Source organism: Sphingomonas bacterium (assembly GCF_903644135.1).
GTDB lineage: Bacteria > Pseudomonadota > Alphaproteobacteria > Sphingomonadales > Sphingomonadaceae > Sphingomonas.
In genome coordinates this window covers 1-15,305 of record NZ_CAHJXA010000001.1, presented here as the reverse complement: position 1 = coordinate 15,305, position 15,305 = coordinate 1, and the positions used below count along the sequence as shown (strand labels likewise).

Annotated in this window: 14 protein-coding genes; 4 read left to right on the top strand and 10 right to left on the bottom strand. The window is 69.1% G+C overall.

The features are described from left to right. Positions 1 to 80 precede the first annotated feature (80 nt). Entirely contained in the window at positions 81 to 1,583 is a 1,503-nt protein-coding gene (locus tag HUU96_RS00070; RefSeq protein WP_174290823.1) for a replicative DNA helicase, read from the top strand. On the opposite strand, the gene HUU96_RS00065 is transcribed toward HUU96_RS00070, so the two are convergent. The 8 genes from HUU96_RS00065 to HUU96_RS00030 form a co-directional block, all read right to left on the bottom strand. Further along, positions 1,580 to 3,055: a DUF4403 family protein gene (locus HUU96_RS00065; RefSeq protein WP_174290822.1), complete on the bottom strand. Its 1,476-nt coding sequence runs from the start codon at positions 3,053 to 3,055 to the stop codon at positions 1,580 to 1,582. The genes HUU96_RS00070 and HUU96_RS00065 overlap by 4 nt on opposite strands. Positions 3,056 to 3,139: 84 nt before the next feature. Next, positions 3,140 to 3,898 carry a phosphoadenylyl-sulfate reductase gene (locus HUU96_RS00060; protein WP_174290821.1) on the bottom strand — a complete coding sequence of 253 codons (759 nt, stop codon included), beginning with the start codon at positions 3,896 to 3,898 and terminating at the stop codon, positions 3,140 to 3,142. Further along, complete coding sequence (locus HUU96_RS00055; protein WP_174290820.1) at positions 3,891 to 4,358, bottom strand: DUF934 domain-containing protein; 468 nt, start codon at positions 4,356 to 4,358, stop codon at positions 3,891 to 3,893. Before HUU96_RS00055 ends, HUU96_RS00060 begins: the two co-directional genes overlap by 8 nt. Next, a complete protein-coding gene (locus tag HUU96_RS00050; protein ID WP_174290819.1) occupies positions 4,351 to 5,982 on the bottom strand; it encodes a nitrite/sulfite reductase in 1,632 nt (543 codons plus the stop codon). The genes HUU96_RS00055 and HUU96_RS00050 overlap by 8 nt, the downstream gene beginning before the upstream one ends. Continuing rightward, complete coding sequence (locus HUU96_RS00045; protein ID WP_174290818.1) at positions 5,982 to 6,278, bottom strand: DUF2849 domain-containing protein; 297 nt, start codon at positions 6,276 to 6,278, stop codon at positions 5,982 to 5,984. Before HUU96_RS00045 ends, HUU96_RS00050 begins: the two co-directional genes overlap by 1 nt. Beyond that, positions 6,275 to 7,066, bottom strand: coding sequence for a uroporphyrinogen-III C-methyltransferase (gene cobA / locus HUU96_RS00040; RefSeq protein WP_174290817.1), 792 nt, complete (start codon positions 7,064 to 7,066; stop codon positions 6,275 to 6,277). Before cobA ends, HUU96_RS00045 begins: the two co-directional genes overlap by 4 nt. A 73-nt stretch (positions 7,067 to 7,139) precedes the next feature. After that, positions 7,140 to 8,552 (bottom strand): succinylglutamate-semialdehyde dehydrogenase, encoded by a 1,413-nt coding sequence (locus tag HUU96_RS00035; protein ID WP_174290816.1) that lies wholly within the window; start codon positions 8,550 to 8,552, stop codon positions 7,140 to 7,142. Positions 8,553 to 8,595: 43 nt separating this feature from the next. Continuing rightward, complete coding sequence (locus HUU96_RS00030) at positions 8,596 to 9,954, bottom strand: protein adenylyltransferase SelO family protein (RefSeq protein ID WP_174290862.1); 1,359 nt, start codon at positions 9,952 to 9,954, stop codon at positions 8,596 to 8,598. Positions 9,955 to 9,991: 37 nt separating this feature from the next. Here HUU96_RS00030 and HUU96_RS00025 point away from each other — a divergent pair, with 37 nt between their 5' ends. The 3 genes from HUU96_RS00025 (at position 9,992) to HUU96_RS00015 (ending at position 13,465) form a co-directional block, all read left to right on the top strand. Then, on the top strand, positions 9,992 to 10,849 hold the full coding sequence (locus tag HUU96_RS00025) for an alpha/beta fold hydrolase (protein ID WP_174290815.1): 858 nt from the start codon (positions 9,992 to 9,994) through the stop codon (positions 10,847 to 10,849). Between the two features lie 6 nt (positions 10,850 to 10,855). After that, the gene (locus tag HUU96_RS00020) at positions 10,856 to 11,992 is read left to right on the top strand and encodes a glycosyltransferase family 4 protein (protein ID WP_174290814.1); all 1,137 of its coding nucleotides are present in this window, start codon (positions 10,856 to 10,858) and stop codon (positions 11,990 to 11,992) included. A 69-nt stretch (positions 11,993 to 12,061) separates the two neighbouring features. Then, positions 12,062 to 13,465: an NAD(P)H-dependent flavin oxidoreductase gene (locus tag HUU96_RS00015; protein WP_174290813.1), complete on the top strand. Its 1,404-nt coding sequence runs from the start codon at positions 12,062 to 12,064 to the stop codon at positions 13,463 to 13,465. Here HUU96_RS00015 and HUU96_RS00010 read toward each other — a convergent pair. Then, a complete protein-coding gene (locus tag HUU96_RS00010) occupies positions 13,428 to 14,744 on the bottom strand; it encodes a hypothetical protein (RefSeq protein WP_174290812.1) in 1,317 nt (438 codons plus the stop codon). The two genes, HUU96_RS00015 and HUU96_RS00010, sit on opposite strands and share 38 nt — an antisense overlap. 36 nt (positions 14,745 to 14,780) lie before the next feature. After that, positions 14,781 to 15,305: 2-hydroxyacid dehydrogenase (locus tag HUU96_RS00005; protein WP_302480204.1), on the bottom strand; the 525-nt coding region annotated here is incomplete at its 5' end.

Here is a 15,305-nt window from a genome sequence, read left to right as displayed (position 1 = left end):
CCGCCGCCGCCTGTCACTTATCCCCATCATTCCGGCGCAACCCCGTTGAGCGGGGCGGGGCGGCAGCCCACAAGGCGGCGATGGCAACCCTGGCATTCCCCGTTCCGGCACCCTCCAACGCGGTCGGCAACGAGCCGCAGCTGCCCCGCAACGTCGAGGCGGAGGCGGCGATGCTGGGTGCGATGATGATCGACAATCGCCTCGCCGACGACCTGATCGATCGGCTGGAGCCGGCGCATTTTTACGAGCCGCTGCACGGCCGCATCTTCGCCGCGATCAAGACGCTGCGCAGCAACGACATGCTGGCAACGCCGGTGACGCTCCGGCCGATGTTCGAGGCCGACGAGGGGATGCGCGAGCTGGGCGGGCCCGCTTACTTGGCGGGGCTGACCGGCTCGGGTGCGGGGCTGATCGGCGCGCGCCAGTTCGCCACCCAGATTTACGACCTCGCCATGCTGCGCGCGCTGGTCAGCGTCGGGCGCACGCTGGTCGACCGGGCGATGGACACCAGCGAGGAAGTCAACCCGCGCGGCCAGATCGAGCAGGCCGAGGAGGAGCTGTTCAAGGTCGCCGCGGACGGCGGCGTGCAGGAGAGCGTCAAGACCTTCGCCCAGGCAACGACCATGGCGGTCAAGATGGCCGAGCGGGCGCTCAACTCCGGCGGCAACCTGTCGGGCGTCACCACCGGGCTCGATTCGCTCAACGCCAAGATCGGCGGGATGCATCACAGCGACCTGATGATCCTCGCCGGCCGTCCCGGCATGGGCAAGACCTCGCTCGCCACCAACATCGCCTTCAACGCCGCCCGGCGCTGGATGCGCGACATGGCTGACGGGATCGCCCCGGCGCAGTCGGTGGGGGCCAAGGTCGCATTCTTCAGCCTGGAGATGAGCGCCGACCAGCTCGCGACGCGCATCCTCGCCGAACAGTCGAAGATCAGCTCCGAATCGCTGCGGATGGGCAAGATCAGCAAGGCGGAGTTCGGCCAGCTTGCCGCCGCCGCCGCCGAGCTGGAGAACCTGCCGCTGTTCATCGACGATACCGGCGGCCTGTCGATCGGTTCTCTCCACACCCGCGTCCGCCGGCTGCAACGGCGTCACAACAACGAGATCGGGCTGGTGGTCGTCGATTACCTCCAGCTGCTCACCGGCTCGGGTAAGCAGAGCGACGGCAATCGCGTCCAGGAGATTTCCGAGATCAGCCGCGGGCTCAAGACCATGGCCAAGGACCTCAACGTCCCCGTCCTGGCGCTGTCGCAGCTCAGCCGCGCGGTGGAGCAGCGCGAGGACAAGCGGCCGCAATTGTCGGACCTGCGCGAATCGGGGTCGATCGAGCAGGATGCCGACATGGTCTGGTTCGTCTATCGCGAGGATTATTACGTCGCTGCCAAGGAGCCCAAGCGGCCGAGCGAGGGCGACGACTCCAAGACCTTCGAGGACCATTCGCGCTGGGCGGCGGACATGGAGCGCGTCTATGGCCTCGCCGAGCTGATCGTCGCCAAGCAGCGCCACGGCGCGACCGGCAAGGTGACGATGAAGTTCGACCCGACCATCACCCGCTTCAGCGATTACGCCGGCTATTAGCCCGGCCGATAGCTGATCGACGCCGCTCCCGTTGCGCGCACCGGCAGGAACAGCCCCTTGCCGGTGACCTTGATCTGGCCGTTGCGCACCTGCGTCACGTTGGCCGACAGCATGAAGTCGCCCTCGCGCTTGGCCGCGATCGCGGTGCGTGCCGAGCCAAGCACCTTGGCATAATCCTTCGCGAAGTCGTGGCTGAGCGAGTCGCGGATGCTGTCGCGCACGCCCGTGTCGTTGAACAGGGCGACCAGCAGGTTGGCGACGTGGCTATCCGTGTCGCTGGCGAGGCGGACGTCGCGGGCGCGGATCAGCTGCGACCCGGCGGCGTTGTACGGGATCGCAGTCAGCCAGATCGTGCCGTCCGTGGCTATCCACGAATGAGTGCGCGCCTTCACCTTGGTCTCGACGCCGATCGCGAGATGGCCGCCGTCAGTGGCGTAGATGGTGACCTTGCCGAACTGGGCATCGACCGGGCCGATGCCCTTGAGGTTGATCCCCTTGGCCGCCAGTTTCTGCAACGTGCGCTGGACCACCGGCTCCAGCTGCGCATAGTCGGCGAGGACGGGGATAAAGAATTGCAGCCCACGCTCACCGATCGACGGCGAGGGCGGCGGCAGCGGCGTCGGCGCGGGATCGGCCGGGCGATCGCCGACGAACGTCTCGGTCACCGCCTCGGCCGCGAGCACCATCTCCAGATTGCGTCCCGTGACCTTGTAGCCGCCAAAGCCGAGCTGCTTGGGCGTGATCCGCATCCAGGCCGGCGGGTTGGCGCGGTTGAGCTGCAGCGAGGTGAAGCCCTGCCGCCATGCCTCGCCAAGCTTGTCGCGCAGGTTGAGCTTGGCGAGCTGCGCCGGCAGGCTGCGTTCCAGGTCGGCGATGACGGGCTTCAGCCGCTCGTCGGCCTTGTCGGCGAAGACGATGCGCTTGCCGAGGAAGTCGATGCCGGGCGGCGTGCTCCAGTCGTAATCGATCGACACCTTCGCCACCGGTCGCCAATCACCCGCGACCGACAGCCGCGCGGTGGCGTGGACGACCGCTGCCCCGGTCGCGGTCTTGCTGACGAGGCCGCCGACATTGTTGGCGGAGATGGTCGCGGTCACCGGCATGGTGATCCGCAACGTCGACCCGCTGCCGCCGAGCGCGATGCGGCCGCGCACCACTTGGCCGACGATCCGGCAGCCGAGATTGGGCACGACCTTCACCTTGGCGATGCCCAGGTTCACGCGCTTGGCGGGGACGCAGCTGTCCTGATGCTGATCGATCTTCCACAGCTGCTTGGGCGTCTCCTGGTCGATGGCCGCTTCGAGGTCGGTCAACGGCGCGCTCACCGGCACGACGATGGTCGATGTCTCGGACGGCAGTTGCGCCGCCGTGTCGACGCGCGGCGGGGCCGGGTTGCCGCCCTTGTGGGTGCACCCGGCGAGCGCGAGCACCGCAGGCGCTGCGGCAACGACGAAACGAGGAGGACGATGCAAAACTGGCTCCGGCGCAAGCGCCGAGGCGCGTCGGAAAGCTAACCGATGATAAGGCGATTGGCTCCGAACGGCATCGGCAGCCGCTTAGAAGATCGGGTCCTCGCCCGGGCTTGCCGGCTGGTGGATGCCGCATTCCACCTTGTCCCAGCCGCGCCAGCGTCCCGATCGCGGATCGTCACCGGGCAGCACCTTGCTGGTGCAGGGCGCGCAACCGATCGAGGGATATCCCTGCGCCTCCAGCGGATGGCGGGGCAGGTCGTGAGCGGCGAAATAGCCGTCGAGGTCCGCCTTGGTCCAGTCGGCGAGCGGATTGAGCTTGAGCTTGCCCTCGTCCGCCTCGAACCGCGGCAGCGCGGTGCGGGTGCCGGCCTGGAAGCCCTTGCGACCACTGATCCACGCCCCGAACGGCAGCAGGGCGCGGCGCAGCGGCTCGACCTTGCGCAGGTCGCAGCAGCCGTCGGGGTCGTAGGACCAGCGCAGCCCGGTCCCGTCCTTCAGCTGCAGCAGCCGGGGATCGGGCCGATAGACGCGCAGATCGGTCAGCCCCAGCCGCTCGGCAAGCTCATCGCGATAGGCAAGAGTCTCGCCGAAGATCTTCTGCGTGTTGGTAAAAATCACCGGCACGTCGCGGTCGATAGCGGCGACCATGTGCAGCAGCACGGCCGATTCCGCCCCGAACGACGACACCGCCGCCACGCGGCCGGCCAGTTCGCCCGTCAGCAGCTCCGCGAGCATCGCCGCGGCAGGCACGCCGATGAAGCGCTCCTCCATCGCCGCAGCGTCTGCAGCGGTGACGATCGGGCCGACTTCGATGACGTCGAGCCGGCGTGCGGCTTCAGCCATGACGTTGCTTCCAAACCGGCACCGCGCGATCGGCGGCAGGCTGATACTGGTTGGCGTAGCGGCCGAGCGCGCGATTGAGGGTCGCTGGATCGATCGGTGCCTCGGGAGCGAAGCTGTCGAATCCGCAGCGGCGCATGAACGACAGTTGGTCGACCAGCACGTCGCCGGCCGCGCGCAACTCGCCACCATATCCCGCCTCACGCAGCAGCCGCGCCGCCGAATAGCCGCGGCCGTCGCGAAAGCTGGGGAAGCTTACCTCTACCAGTGCCAGCCGCCGCAGGTACGGCAGCAGCGCGCGCGCATCGTCGCCCGCCTCCAGCCGCACCGCTTTTGTGTCGTCCTGGTCGGCCAGGAAGGCATCGAGCGTCACTGCCGGCTCGTCGGGCGCGGCGTCGTCGCGGAAGCGGAGCAGCGCGTCGGTGTTGCCGGCCAGGTCGGCATCGTCGGTGGCCTCAACCATAGATCGCCTCCTTGAACGGCTCCATGCCGACCCGGCGATAGGTGTCGAGGAAGCGCTCGCCGGCCTCGCGCACGATGAGATATTTGTCGGTGACCCGCTCGATCGCGTCGACCACGCCGTCCTCGTCGAAGCCGGGGCCGGTGATCTTGGCGAGGCTGACGTCCTCCGCGCCGGAACCGCCGAGGAGCAGCTGGTAGTTCTCCGTGCCCTTCTTGTCGACGCCGAGGATGCCGATGTGACCGGCATGGTGGTGGCCGCAGGCGTTGATACAACCACTGATCTTGAGCTTGAGCTCGCCCAGTTCGCGCTGGCGGCCGAGATCGGCGAAACGGGTGGCGATCTTCTGCGCGACCGGGATCGAACGCGCGTTGGCGAGGCTGCAATAGTCCAGGCCGGGACAGGCGATGATGTCGCTGATCAGGTCGAGATTGGCATCGGCCAGCCCGGCCTCGCTCAGCGCCTGCCACACCGCAGGCAGATCGACTTGGCGAACATGGGGCAGGACGATGTTCTGGCTGTGGGTGACGCGCAACTCGTCGAACGAATAGCGCTCGGCAAGGTCGGCCATGACGTCGATCTGTTCGGCCGAGGCGTCGCCGGGGATGCCGCCGATCGGCTTCAGGCTGATCGTGACGATGGCATGGCCGGGCTGCTTGTGCGCGGCGACGTTCTGATCGAGCCAGACGGCGAAATCGGGATCGCTGCGGTCGGTCTCGGCCGGCGCATCGGCGGCGAAGGCGGGGACTGCGAACATCGCCGTGATCCGCGCCAGCTCGGCGGCGGGCGGATCGATGCCCAGCGCCTTCACCTGGACATGCTCCTCGTCGACCTGGCGGCGATATTCGTCGGCACCGATCTCGTGGATCAGGATCTTGATGCGCGCCTTGTAGATGTTGTCGCGCCGGCCATAGCGATTATAGACGCGCAGGGCAGCCTCAAGATAGCTCAGGATATCAGCGGCTTCGACGAAATCCTTGATCTCCGGTGCGATCATCGGCGTCCGCCCCATGCCGCCGCCGACGAACACGCGCGCACCCAGCCGGCCGTCCCGCTCCACCAGTTGCAGGCCGATATCGTGCAGCCGCATCGCCGCGCGATCCTCGTCGGCAGCGATCACCGCGATCTTGAACTTGCGCGGCAGGAAGCTGAATTCGGGATGGAAGGTCGACCATTGCCGGATCAGCTCGGCCCAGGGGCGCGGATCGGCTACTTCGTCCGCGGCGGCCCCGGCGAACTGGTCGGAGCTGATGTTGCGGATGCAGTTGCCGCTGGTCTGGATGGCGTGCATCTCGACCGTTGCAAGATCGGCAAGGATATCGGGCGCTTGCTCCAGCTTGATCCAATTATACTGGATATTCTGGCGCGTGGTGAAATGGCCGTAGCCGCGGTCATAGGTGCGGGCGATGTGCGCCAGCATCCGCATCTGTCGCCCGTCCAGCGTGCCATACGGGATGGCGACGCGCAGCATGTAGGCGTGGAGCTGGAGATACAGGCCGTTCATCAGCCGGAGCGGCTTGAACTGATCCTCGGTCAGGTGCCCGGCGAGGCGGCGCTGCACCTGGTCGCGGAACTCGTCCACCCGGGCGTCGACGATGCTCTGGTCATATTGGTCGTAGCGGTACATCAGATCACCCAGGCCCCTGCCGAAGGACCGGCAGGCTTCAGCGTCAAGTCGGGGCGCACCGTCGGGCCAAGCGCACGCACGCGGTCCTTGATGTGCGCGGGACGGGGGCCTTGCGGCGTGTCGGTCGCGTCGATGAGGTAGGCCGCAGTGACCCGCCGCGCGCCTTCCTCGGCCTGCGCCAGCGCGTCGCCGCCGCCGCCGACATCAGCGGCCTCCTCGACATGGCGCGACCAGCCGCTGCCGGTCCACCAGATCACGTCGCCGGTAGGCAGGTCGTTGCCGGTCAGCAGCTTCATGCCGCTACCTCATCCGCGATGCGAGCCCAGCGGGCGAGCTTGTCCTCGGCGTCCGACAGCTCGACGACCTCGCCGACGACGATGATCGCCGGGCTGGCGACGCCCTCGCGCTTCACCATCGCGCCCAGGTCGGCGAGCAATGTCTTGAGCGCGCGATGGCCGGCGAGCGTGCCGCGCTCCAGCACCGCGACCGGCATGTCTGGGGCGACGCCGTCGGCGATCAGCTTGTCGGCGATCGCGTCGGCGGTGGCGACGCCCATGTAGATCACCAAGGTGCGGCCTTGACCCGCCAGCCCCGACCAGTCCTGCTCGCTCAGCCCCTTGCACTGGCCGGCGACGAACGAGACGGCCGACGCATGATCCCGGTGGGTGAGCGGCAGCATCGCCTCCGCCGCACAGCCCAGCGCCGCCGAAACGCCGGGGATCACCTCGACCGGCAGGCCGGCGGCGCGCACCGCCTCCACCTCCTCGCCGCCGCGGCCGAAGATGAAGGGGTCGCCGCCCTTCAGCCGCACGACGATCGCGCCGGTCTTCACATGCGCGACGATCAGCGCGTTGATCGCATCCTGCGGCAGCGTGTGGCGCGCGCGCTGCTTGGCGACCGAGATGCGCTGCGCAGCGGCGGGGGCGAGGTCGAGGACGCGCGGATCGATCAGGCCGTCATGAACGACAACGTCCGCTACCCTCAGCGCCTCGACCGCGCGGACGGTGAGCAGCCCCGGATCGCCCGGGCCGGCACCGACGAGGATCACGCGCCCGCGGGCTTGGGGGTCGAGCAGACTGGCCATGCTTCGCCAGATGAGCCCGCCGGCCACACTCCGCAATGGTTTCGATGCTTGGTCGGTGCGTAGGCCAGCTTCGTCAGCCATCGCGCAGGCCGATACCGATCGAGGCCCGCGCCGACTCCGCCTCGTTGGAGGTCACCGGATAGGCGCAATTGTCCGCCTCGTACCAGGATCCGGGCCGGTGATTGCCCGACCAGCCGGTGCCGCCCGCCGGAGCCGATGCCGCGGCCGCGATCGTCGGCCGGTTCCAGTTGACGATGCCCGCCCGTGTTCCCGCCCAGAAGCGGTCATAGAGCGCCGGCGTCTGGCTGATCAGCGATGCGGCCAGCCCGAAGCGGGTGGCGTTCGCCTCGGCGATGGCAGCGTCGAAGCTGTCGACGCGGACGACCTGCAGGATCGGCCCGAACAGCTCGATGTCGGGCCGCTCGGCGATGCCGGTCACGTCGATCAGCGCCGGCGTCAGGAAGGGTAGATGGTCGTCGCGCCGTTCGGGATGGCGCAGCGCCCGGCCGCCGCGCATCAGCAGTTCGAGGAAGCTCTCGGTCAGCGCATCCGCGGTCGCATTGTCCCGGACCGGTCCCATGAAGGGAGCGGGGCTGTCGTGCGGCGCGCCGATGATCAGGCGGCCGATCAGGGCGTTGACCGCGGCCAGCAACGGCTCGGCAAGCCGCTGCTCGACGATCAGTCGTCGCGCCGCCATGCAATGCTGGCCGGCACCGGCAAAGGCGGACTGCACCACCAGCACCGCGGCGCTGTGGAGGTCGGGCGTGTCCCACACGACGATCGGGTTGTTGCCGCCTAGCTCGGTCGCCAGCAGCGTCTCGGGTCGCGCCGCCAGGCTGCGGGCAAGCGCCAGGCCGCTGCGGGCGGAGCCGGTGAACAGCACGGCGTCGACATCGGGGTGCGCCGCCAGCGCCTTGCCCTCCGCCGAACCGCCGATAAGGAGGCGCAGGCACTCGGGCGGCAGGCCGGCGGCGTGGAAGCACTCCGTCAGCGCCGTGGCGCTGGCCGGGACCTGCTCCGACGGCTTGAACACCACGGCATTGCCGGCGAGCAGCGCCGGCAGGATACGGCCGGCGGGGAGCAGCAGCGGCGAGGGGAAGGGCGCGATCACCGCGACGACGCCATGCGGCTTGTGGCGCACCGCCAGACGCGCGCCGAGCGGGGCATCGATGCGGCGCTGGGCGGTGCGCTCGCCATAGGCGCGGATGCAGATGTCGACACGGGCGATCACCGCCTCGACCTCGGCGCGCGCCTCCCATAGCGGCTTGCCGGTCTCGCGGGCGCAGGTGTCCGCCAATGCCTCGCTGCGCTGGCGCACGACGTTGGCGAAACGGCGCAGGGTCTCGCTGCGGAAGCCGAGCGGTTGCGCCGCCCAGCCGCTCCAAGCGGCGCGGGCGACCGCCACCTCCGCGTCGACATCGCCGGCCGTGCCGCGCCACAGCTCGATGCTGGTCGCGGGTTCGTGCGAGATCAGCGCGTCGGGCATGGTGCCCTATGTGACCGCGCCGCCCTCAAGGGCAAGTCAAGGATCAGGCGAGTGCTTGCCCCATCGCACGGATCGCGGCCACCTTGGCGTCGAACGGTCCCCAATCGTCGTCGCGGTCGATCGCCGCCCAGATCGCCTCGACCTCATCGATCAGCATCGAGCAGGGGCCGCCTTGCCAATAGGGGTGGTTGCGCGACGTGCGGGGCTGATAGCTTGCGAGCGCCGCGCGCACTTCCTCCCAGTCATCTGCGTAGCTGGCCGGCAACGTTCCGCCGAACGCATCCCAGAAGAAGCGTTCGAGCGCGACGCCGGTGCGGCGCATAGCCCGCTCGACGACCTGGACAAGCGCACGGTCTTCAGCGGGGCCGCGCGGCGTGACGCCAAGCCGCCACAGCATCGCCGCGGCGATCGCCGGCTGGTATCGCTCCGCAAATCGCTCCAGCGCTGCAATCAAAGGTTCGCTGTCGGCGATCAGCCGCAGCGAGGCGGCGAGCTGCATCACGTCCCAGTGGATCGCCTCGGGCTGGCGGCCAAAGGCGTAGAGGCCGCCCTCGTCGAAATAGGCGGCGACGAAGCCGGGGTCCCAGGTCGGCGCGAACCGCCACGGGCCATAGTCGAAGCTCTCGCCGGTGACGTTGATGTTGTCGGAATTAAGCACGCCATGGACGAACCCCGCCGCCATATAGCCGGCCGCCAGCGTCGCGGTGCGGGCGACGACGAGGTCGAGCAGGCGGATCGGGTCGTCGCTATCCTCGCCGTACAGCTCGCGCAGGACGTAGCCGGTCAGCGCCCGCAGTCCCGCCTCGTCGCGCAGATAGGCGAGCCGCTGGAAGCTGCCGATCCGGACATGGCCGTGGCTGAGCCGCACCAGCACCGCCGAGCGGGTCGGCGAAGGCTCGTCGCCGCGATGCAGGGCCTCGCCGGTCTCGATCAGCGAGAAGCTGCGGCTGGTCGCCACGTTCAGCGCCTCCAGCATCTCGCTCGCCAGCACCTCGCGCACGCCGCCCTTGAGGGTCAGCCGGCCATCGCCGAACCGGCTCCACGGCGTCGTGCCGGAGCCCTTGGTGCCGAGGTCCATCAGCCGGCCGCGCGCATCGCGCAGCTGCGCGAAGGTGAAGCCGCGACCGTCGCCGATCTCGGGATTGTAGTGGCGGAACTGGTGACCGTGATAGCGTAGCGCCAGCGGCTGCGGCAGCGTGCCCGGCATGGCCACGAACCGGCCGAAATGCGCGCACCACTCGTCGTCGGTCAGCTCGCTCAGGCCCACCTCCGCGGCGGCGCAGTCGTTGCGGAAGCGCAGCCTTGCCTGCGGGAAGTCCGCCGCCTCGACCGGATCGTAGAAGCCTTGCCCGAGCGACAGGAGGGCGGCGGCGGGCCGATATGCTTGCGGGGAGAAGGGCATCCGGCGATATGGGGCGCGGGTCACCGGGGGCGCAACCATGTCGGCGTATCAGCAGCTGTACTGGACCTCGCCCGACGGGCTGAAGCTGCACGCCCGCGACTATGCCGGCGATGCGAGCCGTCCGCCGATCGTCTGCCTACCAGGGCTGACCCGCAACGCGCGCGATTACGACACGCTCGCCGCGCGGCTGGCGGGACGCTGGCGCGTGCTCGCCGTCAACCTGCGCGGGCGCGGCGGCAGCGAGGCGGCGAAGGACCCGATGAGCTATGTCCCGGCGACCTATGTGGCCGATGTCCAGGCGTTGCTCGCTGATCAGGGGATTGGACGGTTCGTCGTGATCGGCACCTCCCTGGGCGGGATCGTCACGATGCTGCTGGCCCGGGCGGGGGCACCGATCGCCGCGGCGCTGCTCAACGATGTCGGGCCGGAGATCGAGCCGGTCGGCCTCGCGCGGATCAAGGGCTATGTCGGTCGCGCGTCCAGCTTCCCGACTTGGATGCACGCCGCGCGCGCCGTCGCCGACACCAATCGCGACGTCTATCCCGACTGGCGGATCGAGGACTGGCTGGCGATGGCCAAGCGGCTGTACCGGCTGACGAGCGCCGGGCGGATCGTCCTCGACTACGACCTCAAGATCGCCGAGCCGCTGCGCAACCCGGGTGCGGAGACCGGCCCCGATATGTGGGCGGCGCTGTCGGCGCTGCGCGACGTGCCGACGCTGGTGGTGCGCGGTGGCCGGTCGGACATCCTGTCGGCGGCGACCGCCGAGCGGATGGTCGCGGGGCTCGACCGTGCCGAGCTGACGACGGTAGCGGGAGTCGGCCATGCGCCGACCTTGTCCGAACCGGCGCTGCACGAGCCGATCGACCGGCTGCTCGCCCGGGTGGTGGCCTGAACGTCGATGGCCGCGCCGGTCCGCATCCTCCACCTCCATTCCTCCTTTTCCCTGGGAGGCAAGGAGGCGCGCGCCGTTCGGTTGATGAACGCATTCGGCGACGCGGCGCGGCATGTGATCGTCTCGGGCGTGCCCGATGCGCTCGGCGCGCGCGACGCGATCGCCAAGGGCATCCGCTACGAGATCGCGCTGGACCCGCCGTCGCTGACCGGCCGGCCGGCGGTGACGCGGTTCGAGGCGATCGCGCGGTTCATGCGCGGCTTCGACCTGGTGCTCACCTATAATTGGGGCGCGATCGACGGGGTGATGGCGCGGCGGGTGTTCGGCAAGCAGGCACCGCCGCTGGTCCATCACGAGGACGGCTTTAACGCCGACGAGGCGGCCGGGTTGAAGCGCGAGCGCAACATCTATCGCCGCATCGCGCTGCCCGCCGCCCATGCGCTGGCGGTCCCGTCGCAGGCGCTGGAGCGGATCGCGCTCGGCACCTGGAAACAGCCCGCCTCCCAAGTACGCCGCATCGTCAACGGCATCCCGACGATGCTCTACGCGCAGCGGCCCGATCTCAAGGCGATCCCCGGCCTGGTCCGCCGCAAGGACGAGGTGGTGATCGGTGCCGTCGCCGGCCTGCGCCCGGTCAAGGACCTGCCCAAGCTGGTGCGCGCCTGTGGCGGGCTTGCCGGGCGGTTCCGCTTGGTGATCGTCGGCGAGGGGCCGGAGGAGGGCGCGATCCGCCAGGCCGCGGCGATGATGGGGATCGCCGACCGGCTGGTCATGCCCGGCTTCGTGCCGCGCTCCTACGCCTATACCGGGCTGTTCGACATCGCCGCGCTGTCGTCGTCGAGCGAGCAGTTCCCGCTGGCGGTGGTCGAGGCGATGGCGGCGGGGCTGCCGGTGGTGTCGACCCCGGTCGGCGACGTGCCGGTGATGCTGTCGGCGCATAACGCACCGATGATCGGTGCCGAGATGGGCGAGGTGCAGCTGCGTGATGCTCTCCAGCAACTGGTCGCCAACCCCGAGCTTCGCCACGCCCTGGGAGCCGCCAACCAGGCCAAGGCGCGCGCCGAATATGACGAGGGGGTGATGATCGCCCGGTATAAGGCCTTGTATGAAGAGGCGATCGGCCGACCCGGCGCGCTGGGGTAACAAAGGTTAGGGCTCGCCTGCGGCGTCCTTTGGCTTTACGGGACGTAGCTTCGCCGGGAGTGACGACACGTGTTCAAGGGCCTGACCCCGATCAACTATCACGGCCGTGAAGTCTGGCCGCTGGTCGAGGGGGGCAAGGGCGTCGCCGCGACCAACCACGCCTCGGCCGGGGCCTGGGCGGCCGCTGGCGGCATCGGCACTGTCTCCGCGGTCAACGCCGACAGCTACGATCCCGAAGGCAAGATCGTGCCGCAGGTGTATCGCGAGCTGACCCGGCGGGCGCGTCACGAGGAGCTGATCCAGTACGCCATCGACGGCGCGGTCGAGCAGGTCCGCCGCGCGTTCGAAATCGCCGGCGGCAAGGGCGCGATCAACATCAACGTGCTGTGGGAGATGGGCGGGGCCCAGCGCGTGCTGAACGGCGTGCTGGAGCGGACCAAGGGGCTGGTTGCAGGCGTCACCTGCGGCGCGGGGATGCCCTACAAGCTCAGCGAGATCGCCGCCTCCTACGAAGTATCGTACCTGCCGATCGTCAGCTCCGGCCGCGCCTTCCGCGCGCTATGGAAGCGGGCGTACAGCAAGGCGGCGCAGTGGTTGGCGGCGGTGGTCTATGAGGACCCGTGGCTGGCCGGCGGCCATAACGGCCTGTCCAACGCCGAGGACCCGCTGAAGCCCGAGGACCCCTATCCGCGCGTCAAGGCGCTGCGCGAGACGATGCGCGAGGGAGGCATCCCCGACACGACGCCGATCGTGATGGCCGGCGGCGTCTGGTACCTGCGCGACTGGAGCGACTGGATCGACAATGCCGAGCTGGGCGCGATCGCGTTCCAATATGGCACGCGTCCGCTGCTGACGCGCGAGAGCCCGATCCCGGAAGGCTGGAAGCAGCGGCTGATGACGATCGAACCGGGCGAGGTGCTGCTCCACCGCTTCTCGCCGACCGGCTTCTACTCATCGGCGGTGCGCAACCCGTTCCTGCGGTCGCTGGAGGCGCGGTCGGAGCGGCAGATCGCCTTCTCGACGCAGGAGGCGGGGGACCATGTCTTCCAGCTCGACGTCGGCGTGAAGGGCCGCAACTTCTGGGTGACGCGCGGCGACCTGCTGCGCGCGCGCGAGTGGTTCGGGGCCGGCTTTACCGATGCGTTGAAGACGCCCGACAACACGTTGGTTTTCGTCAACCCGCAGGAAAAGGCGGAAATCCGCAAGGATCAGGCCGACTGCATGGGTTGCCTGTCGCAATGCCTGTTCTCGTCCTGGGCGGACACCGAGACCAACTCCACCGGGCGGCTGGCCGACCCGCGCAGCTTCTGCATTCAAAAGACGCTGCAGGAGATCGCTCACGGCGGCGATACCGAGGCGAACCTGATGTTCGCCGGTCATGCCGCCTATAACTTCAAGCGTGACCCGTTCTATTCCAACGGCTTCGTGCCGACGGTCAAGCAGCTGGTCGATCGTATCCTGACCGGCGACTGAGCCAGCGGGCGAGCGTCCAGCCGGCGGCGACGATCAGGAACGGCATCGCCGGAAAGTGATAGCGGATCTGGCCGGTGAAGGCGAACGCGGTCAGCGTCACGAACGCCGGCATACAGCCGAGCAGCGCCAGTCTTGTGTCGGCATCGCGCCGGACGATCCCGCGCCCGCCGACGACCAGAGCCGGCACGGCCAGTAGCAGGATCGCGAAATAATAGAGCTGGTCGACCACCGCCACGATCGTCCAGCCTCGCTCCTCATCGGGATAGCTCTCGTGCATCGACCAGAAGGCGTCGCTGTCCTTACGCCAGAGCAGCGCCATCTTCTTCACGCCCAGCGCCGTCCAGCGCAGCGGATGCGCCACAATCCAGCCCTTGGCGAGCGACTGGAAGCGGTCGTTGAGCTCGACCTGCCGCTCGACGCGCTGGTCATAGCCGATGCCGCTCCGGTCCCAGACTGGCGTGGTTTCCCACCCCGTCCAGTCGCCGGTCGCGCCATCATATGCCCCGGTGAACAGGGCGATGCCGCCATTGGTCGAGACCAGCACGGGACTGCCCAGCGCCCGCTCGTTGCGCAATGTCCAGGGCAGGATGACCGCCGCCATGGCGACGTGTACGATCAGCAGCGCGCGTAGCCCGTCGCGCCAGCGCAGGTCGCGGTAGACCAGCAGCAGCGCGACGACGCCGCCGACCGGAAAGAACAGCAACTGCGCGCGCATCAGCGTTGCCACGCCGAACATCAGCCCCGACGCGACCAGCAGCGGCCAGCGCCGCCGGCCGGCGATCAGCAGCGCGAAGGCGGCGATAGCGACGGCGGTCGACGCCGTCTCCGACAGCGGCGCGCCGGCATAGACGACGTTGGCCGGGTACAGCGCATAGAGCAGCCCCGCGATCCGCCCCGCCGCCAGGCCAGCGCCAAGCGCCGCCGCCAGCCACAGGATCAGCGCCAGCGTCGCCGCCGCGGCCAGCAGGTTGACGAGCATCGGGCCGAGAACGGCGCTGCCGGTCAGCCAGATCGATCCCGCGAGCAGGCCGGGGAAGCCGACCGGCCAGAAGGCGGTAGGATGCCCAGCCTCTTGATAGCCCATTCCCTGCGCCAGCTCGGTCGCGCGCAGCAGATACCAGGCACCGTCCGAGAAGGGCGTCTGCGGCCAAACCAAGATCAGCGCCACTCGAACGCCGAGCGTCAGCGCGAACAGCGCCGGCACGATCCATCGCGCTGTCGTCAGATGCGCGAGGATGCCGCCTTCCCGCGGCGCAGCGACGATGCGGACATTCTCCATGGCTGGCGAGTGTAGCCCGCCGCGCCTAACAAATGCTCAAGCCCAGCCTTCCAGCACCTGATCGGGCGGGCGATGGCCGTCAGCCCACATGCGGATGTTCTGGATCACCCGCTCGCCGGTCGCGAGCCGGCCCTCATAGGTCGCCGAGCCCATATGCGGCGTCATCACCACATTGGGCAGCGCCAGCAGCCGCGGGTCGATGCTCGGCTCGTGCCGCCAGACGTCGAGCCCGGCCCCGGCCAGCCGCCCCACCTCCAGCGCGGCGACCAGCGCGTCCTCGTCGACGATGCCGCCACGGCTGGCGTTGATGAGGTAGACATGCGGCCGCATCAGCGCGATCCGCCGCGCGTCGAGGAGGTCGCGGCTGTCGGCGTTGAGCGGGGTGTGGATGGTGACGATATCCGCCGTTGCCAGCATCGCGTCGAGGTCCGCGTGCCAGGTTGCCGCCAGCTGCGCTTCCACCACGGCGGGCAGGCGATGGCGGTTGTGGTAGTGGATCGCCAGGCCGAACGCGCGCGCGCGCATCGCCACCGCCTGGCCGATCCGCCCCATGCCGACGAT

What these genes read in the sequence shown, in the direction of transcription:
- HUU96_RS00050 (WP_174290819.1), bottom strand. Translation starts at nt 5,982, where the DNA reads ATGTACCGCTACGACCAATATGACCAGAGCATCGTCGACGCCCGGGTG.
- HUU96_RS00010 (WP_174290812.1), bottom strand. Translation starts at nt 14,744, where the DNA reads ATGGAGAATGTCCGCATCGTCGCTGCGCCGCGGGAAGGCGGCATCCTC.
- cobA (WP_174290817.1), bottom strand. Translation starts at nt 7,066, where the DNA reads ATGGCCAGTCTGCTCGACCCCCAAGCCCGCGGGCGCGTGATCCTCGTC.
- HUU96_RS00030 (WP_174290862.1), bottom strand. Translation starts at nt 9,954, where the DNA reads ATGCCCTTCTCCCCGCAAGCATATCGGCCCGCCGCCGCCCTCCTGTCG.
- HUU96_RS00025 (WP_174290815.1), top strand. Translation starts at nt 9,992, where the DNA reads ATGTCGGCGTATCAGCAGCTGTACTGGACCTCGCCCGACGGGCTGAAG.
- HUU96_RS00020 (WP_174290814.1), top strand. Translation starts at nt 10,856, where the DNA reads ATGGCCGCGCCGGTCCGCATCCTCCACCTCCATTCCTCCTTTTCCCTG.
- HUU96_RS00045 (WP_174290818.1), bottom strand. Translation starts at nt 6,278, where the DNA reads ATGAAGCTGCTGACCGGCAACGACCTGCCTACCGGCGACGTGATCTGG.
- HUU96_RS00055 (WP_174290820.1), bottom strand. Translation starts at nt 4,358, where the DNA reads ATGGTTGAGGCCACCGACGATGCCGACCTGGCCGGCAACACCGACGCG.
- HUU96_RS00035 (WP_174290816.1), bottom strand. Translation starts at nt 8,552, where the DNA reads ATGCCCGACGCGCTGATCTCGCACGAACCCGCGACCAGCATCGAGCTG.
- HUU96_RS00070 (WP_174290823.1), top strand. Translation starts at nt 81, where the DNA reads ATGGCAACCCTGGCATTCCCCGTTCCGGCACCCTCCAACGCGGTCGGC.
- HUU96_RS00060 (WP_174290821.1), bottom strand. Translation starts at nt 3,898, where the DNA reads ATGGCTGAAGCCGCACGCCGGCTCGACGTCATCGAAGTCGGCCCGATC.